The organism is Mucilaginibacter sp., assembly GCF_039935595.1.
Lineage (GTDB): Bacteria > Bacteroidota > Bacteroidia > Sphingobacteriales > Sphingobacteriaceae > Mucilaginibacter.
Window position 1 is genome coordinate 1 of the sequence record NZ_JBDTJZ010000217.1, and the last position, 4,504, is coordinate 4,504.

At 41.4% G+C, this 4,504-nt stretch carries 6 protein-coding genes and 1 pseudogene; 3 read left to right on the top strand and 4 right to left on the bottom strand.

The window, feature by feature from the left end; genetic code table 11:
- Positions 1-369: pseudogene (locus ABI367_RS15685) on the bottom strand (PQQ-dependent sugar dehydrogenase); the annotation flags it as partial.
- A 135-nt stretch (positions 370-504) separates the two neighbouring features.
- Between ABI367_RS15685 and ABI367_RS15690 the strand changes: the two are divergent.
- Positions 505-1,221 (top strand): hypothetical protein, encoded by a 717-nt coding sequence (locus ABI367_RS15690; protein ID WP_462227564.1) that lies wholly within the window; start codon positions 505-507, stop codon positions 1,219-1,221.
- 56 nt (positions 1,222-1,277) lie between these two features.
- On the opposite strand, the gene ABI367_RS15695 is transcribed toward ABI367_RS15690, so the two are convergent.
- Both ABI367_RS15695 and ABI367_RS15700 read right to left on the bottom strand, forming a co-directional pair.
- Entirely contained in the window at positions 1,278-2,228 is a 951-nt protein-coding gene (locus ABI367_RS15695; protein ID WP_462227565.1) for an aldo/keto reductase, read from the bottom strand.
- A gap of 15 nt (positions 2,229-2,243) precedes the next feature.
- On the bottom strand, positions 2,244-2,474 hold the full coding sequence (locus tag ABI367_RS15700) for a hypothetical protein (RefSeq protein WP_462227566.1): 231 nt from the start codon (positions 2,472-2,474) through the stop codon (positions 2,244-2,246).
- A 91-nt stretch (positions 2,475-2,565) separates the two neighbouring features.
- On the opposite strand from ABI367_RS15700, the gene ABI367_RS15705 reads away from it, so the two are divergent.
- Both ABI367_RS15705 and msrA read left to right on the top strand, forming a co-directional pair.
- Positions 2,566-2,805, top strand: coding sequence for a DUF3820 family protein (locus ABI367_RS15705; protein WP_462227567.1), 240 nt, complete (start codon positions 2,566-2,568; stop codon positions 2,803-2,805).
- Between the two features lie 66 nt (positions 2,806-2,871).
- A complete protein-coding gene (gene msrA, locus ABI367_RS15710; protein WP_462227569.1) occupies positions 2,872-3,528 on the top strand; it encodes a peptide-methionine (S)-S-oxide reductase MsrA in 657 nt (218 codons plus the stop codon).
- A 110-nt stretch (positions 3,529-3,638) separates the two neighbouring features.
- Here the strand turns inward: msrA and corA are convergent.
- Positions 3,639-4,504, bottom strand: an 866-nt coding sequence (gene corA / locus ABI367_RS15715) for a magnesium/cobalt transporter CorA (RefSeq protein WP_462227570.1), incomplete at its 5' end; no start/stop codon positions are given.

A 4,504-nucleotide genomic window follows, 5' to 3' on the forward strand; every position in this document is an offset into this window, starting at 1 on the left:
ATCTGACGATGCATATAAATAACCGTTTTTAAGATACATGCCACTACCCATAAACTTACCGAAGCTGGTTTTTATAGTGGCCTTATCACCTTCAATATGCAATAAATTAATACCTTTTCTTACTACAACCCCTCTTTGGGTTACTTGTTGTATTTTGATATAAAGGTCGCCGTTAGGTGTTGGTGCCATTTCGCGTACACCGCCCGGAACAGCATCAATTATTAAAGCAGCTTTAAAACCGGCAGGTAAAGTTAACCCGGCATTATCAGCGGCTTTTTTAGGGGGATCGTTTTTAAGGGCGTTGAATAATACAAGGCCACCTACCGCTATAACAGGCAGTAAAAACGAAAACAATTTATTCTTTTTCATATAGTATATGTTTGGTATTTCAAAGTAAGGGAATATCGGGCAAAATTGAAAATGTTATTTGTACTACAATTTGGTAATAGGTATTATTAAACTATTGGCCTGCTCAAATAGTCATACCTGCAAATTGAAACAATTATGAAAAAGCTAATTATATTATCAGCAATAGCGGCAGGCGCCATGTTTAGTACACAAGCAAATGCCCAGATAGGAGTAAGTTTAGGTTTACATTTTGGAAACGGTTACGGTCCAATCGGTCATGTGGTTATTGCAAGCCAACCGGTATATACAGAACCGGCAGTGTATGATGACGATTATTATTACCTGCCTGATGTAGGCGCGTATTACAGCGTTAATGAGCGTGTTTATTATTATAATAATGGTGGCAGGTGGATGTCAGCGGCTTATCTGCCAGGGTATCGCGATTATGACTGGCGTACCGCTAACAGATATGAGATACGTGCAAGCCGCCCGTATTTGAACAATAGTTATTATAGTGAAAGGTTTGATAGGGACCGTAGTGGCTGGAACAATGAACCACGCAGATTTGACCGTCCGGATAGGAGAAGGGATGATCATTTTGATAACCATAATGACAGGGGTCGCGGCCAGGAACAACACTTTGATAACAGAGGAGACAATAACTTTAATAGGCCGCAAGGTGGTTTTGATAGAGGAAACAACAATCCTCGCACACAACAAGATAACAGGCCGCAAGGTGGTGGCTTTAGTCAGCCTCAGCAAAATGCCCAACCAAGCAGAGGTGGTAATGGAAGAGGAAACAATGGCGGTGGCGGGCAACACTTTACTGACAACCAATTTCAAGGTAGTGCACACAGAATTGCCAGGAGCTAATCAGCTTAGATAGATATAATATAACAAGGGCCCTGATTGATCGGGGCCCTTGTTATTTAATAGTTGCTGGCGTTATTGAGCAGTTCAATATCGGCGCTGCTTAATTTAATATCTAAGGCTTTAGCAGTTTCGTCCAGTTGCTTGATGCTGGTAGCGCTGGCAATAGGTGCGGTAATGCCGGGTCTTGCCAATACCCAGGCAAGCGCAATACTTGCAGGCGTTGTTTTATGATGTGCAGAAACTTCATCCAACGCGGTTAATATTTTTAAGCCTCGTTCGTCAAGATATTTTTTTACGCCCTGCCCACGCGGGCTTTTGCTAAGGTCGGCCTCCGAGCGGTATTTGCCGGTTAAAAACCCGCTGGCTAACGAGTAATAATTGATAACACCAACGTTATGTTGCAGGCAAACCGGTTCCAGTTCGGTTTCGTAATGTTCACGCTCATATAAATTGTACTCCGGTTGCAGGCATTGGTAGGATGCCAGGTCATTTTTCCAACTCACTTTCAGGGCTTCGGCTAACCTTGCGCCGCTATAATTTGAAGCGCCTATAGCCCGCACTTTACCTTGTTTTATCAGGTCGGTAAAAGTTTCCAGCGTTTCTAATAAAGAGGTTTCCTTATCATCATCATGTGATTGATAGAGGTCGATATAATCGGTCTGCAAACGTTTTAATGATGCTTCAACAGCTTCGTTAATATACTTTTTTGATAATCCTTTTTTATCGTCGGCCATGGGCTTGCCCACTTTGGTAGCCAGAATAACCTTATAGCGATTGCCGCTTTTTTTAAGCCAGTTGCCAATAATGGTTTCAGATTCGCCTCCCGTATTGCCGGGTACCCATTTTGAGTAAACGTCGGCCGTGTCAATAAAATCCAGACCTTTATCAACAAAAGCATCCAGTATATTAAATGAGGTGGCCTGGTCAATGGTCCAGCCAAAAACATTACCGCCAAAGGCAAAAGGCACTACCCGTATGCCCGATTTGCCTATCTCTCGTTTTTCCATCAACAAATATAATATTTATGCAATTTGCTCAGCTAATTCATCCGTCCAGCCGGTAAGATAAGGTTCGGTACCGGCAACCCGGTGCCAATGGCCTTTTTCATCCATCCCGATAGTTAAATGCAGGGTGTCGTCTATTGCGTTAAATTGAAAAGCAGTTTTATAGCCTTTAATAGTAACTTTGTTTACAATGCCGTCAATACGGGTATCGGTACCGGATAATGCGGCTTCAAACTGTTGATCTTTCATATTTACACAACGTTGCAATATGGGTTGTGTTTTAAATTATTAGTATGAACTATGAACCATCATCCATGAACTATTATTACCTTTAAAACTAATGGAGCCAGTTAAACCCGACGTGCAGATATTAATTGATATTGTAACCACTAAAATGCCATTTGGTAAACACAAAGGCGTTTTAATAAGTGATTTGCCGCCTTATTATTTAGAATGGATGAGTAGTAAAGGTTTTCCGCCGGGCAAAATGGGCATGATGCTGTCTACCGTTTATGAAATAAAGACCAACGGGCTAAACAGTATTTTGCAGCAGGTGAAAGCGGTGCATGGCCATAAATGATAATTACTTTTTAATGACCATCTGTTAAATGCCCCGCTTCGTATATTTGTTAAACAATTATAAATTATGAAGAATTCAATTTTATATATCGCGCTTTCGCTTTTATTTTTTAGCTGCGCGAATGGTCAGTCAAAACAGGACTTGGCATTTGCCAAATTACCTGCTGTTAAACCGGGACAGGCTGTAGCTACATTTGGGTCGGGCTGTTTTTGGGCTTCAACCGAGGCCATGTCTGAATTAAAAGGCGTTGATAAAGCAATCTCAGGCTATGCTGGCGGCAATACCAACCACCCAACCTATGAAGAAGTTTGTAGCGAAACCACTCACCATGCCGAAGTTGTACAGGTTTATTATGATCCGAGTGTGATAAGCTACGAAAAACTGGTTGAAGCCTTTTTTAACGCGCATAACCCAACCGAGTTAAATTACCAGGGCCCGGATGAAGGTGAAAGCTACCGCTCAATAGCTTTTTACCGCACCCCCGAAGAAAAAGCCATTTTGCAGGCTATGATCAAAAAGATAGATGCTTCTAAGAAATATGATGGGAAAATAGTAACGCAGGTTGTACCGTTTACTGTGTTTTATCCTGCCGAAAATTATCACCAGGGGTATTTTAAATTGCATACAGATAGGGGGTATATTCAATCGGTATCATTGCCTAAAGTACTTAATATGCGTAAAGCTATGTACGCCTGGCTAAAGCCTGAGTTTCAGAAAAAGTAAAAATTTGTGTCATTTCGTTCGAAGAGAGAAATCTATACATAATCAGGTAGCCACCATGCATGTGTATAGATTTCTCCCGTTGGTCGAAATGACATTTTTAATTGGATAGTCTATAGCTTACTAAACCAGCCCTTTCGCCAGAATATAATTATCTGTATAACAGCTACAATAAACATAGCAATTAAAGAATATATATAGCCATGTGGAGTGTATAGCTCGGGCATATTATCGGGCATTATCTTGTTTGTAGCCGGATCCACTCGCGAAAAATTCATCCCGTATACACCGGCAACAAAAGTTAGCGGAATAAATATCACCGATATTATGGTAAGTACCTTCATTATCTCGTTCATGCGGTTGCTCACCATCGACAAATAAATATCCATTATACTGGACGTTATCTCCTTATAACTTTCTACGATATCCATTATCTGGATGCAATGGTCATAAGCGTCGCGCAGGTAAACTTTTACTTCGGGCGCTATTATCGGGTCGTCGGTACGCAACATTTCATTGATCTTATCCCGCTCGGGCCAGCTTGCACGACGCAGTATAATTAATGTGCGTTTTATATGCTGCGTGTCATACATCACCGTTTTATCAGCATCCTGATACAGGCGGTCTTCTATCTCGTCTAAAGCATCGCCTACTTCTGCCAATAGCTCAAAATAGCGGTCGAGTATGGTATCGGTAAGCGCGTAGAACATATAGCTCGGTCCGGCAGTGCGTATAGCGCCTTTACCGGCCGCCAAACGGTTTTTTACAGCTTCAAAATATTCATCGTAAGTTTCTTCAAATGTTATCAGCGTACCTTCTTTTAACAATGCCGAAAACTGGTTGTTAATCAATTCACTATCCTTATTAAAATGTATAATACGGCTTACGCCAAACGCGTAACCATCATACTCATCATACTTTGGGCGCTGGTGTATATTGGCAATATCTTCCAATACCAACGCGTTTATATTCAAATGTT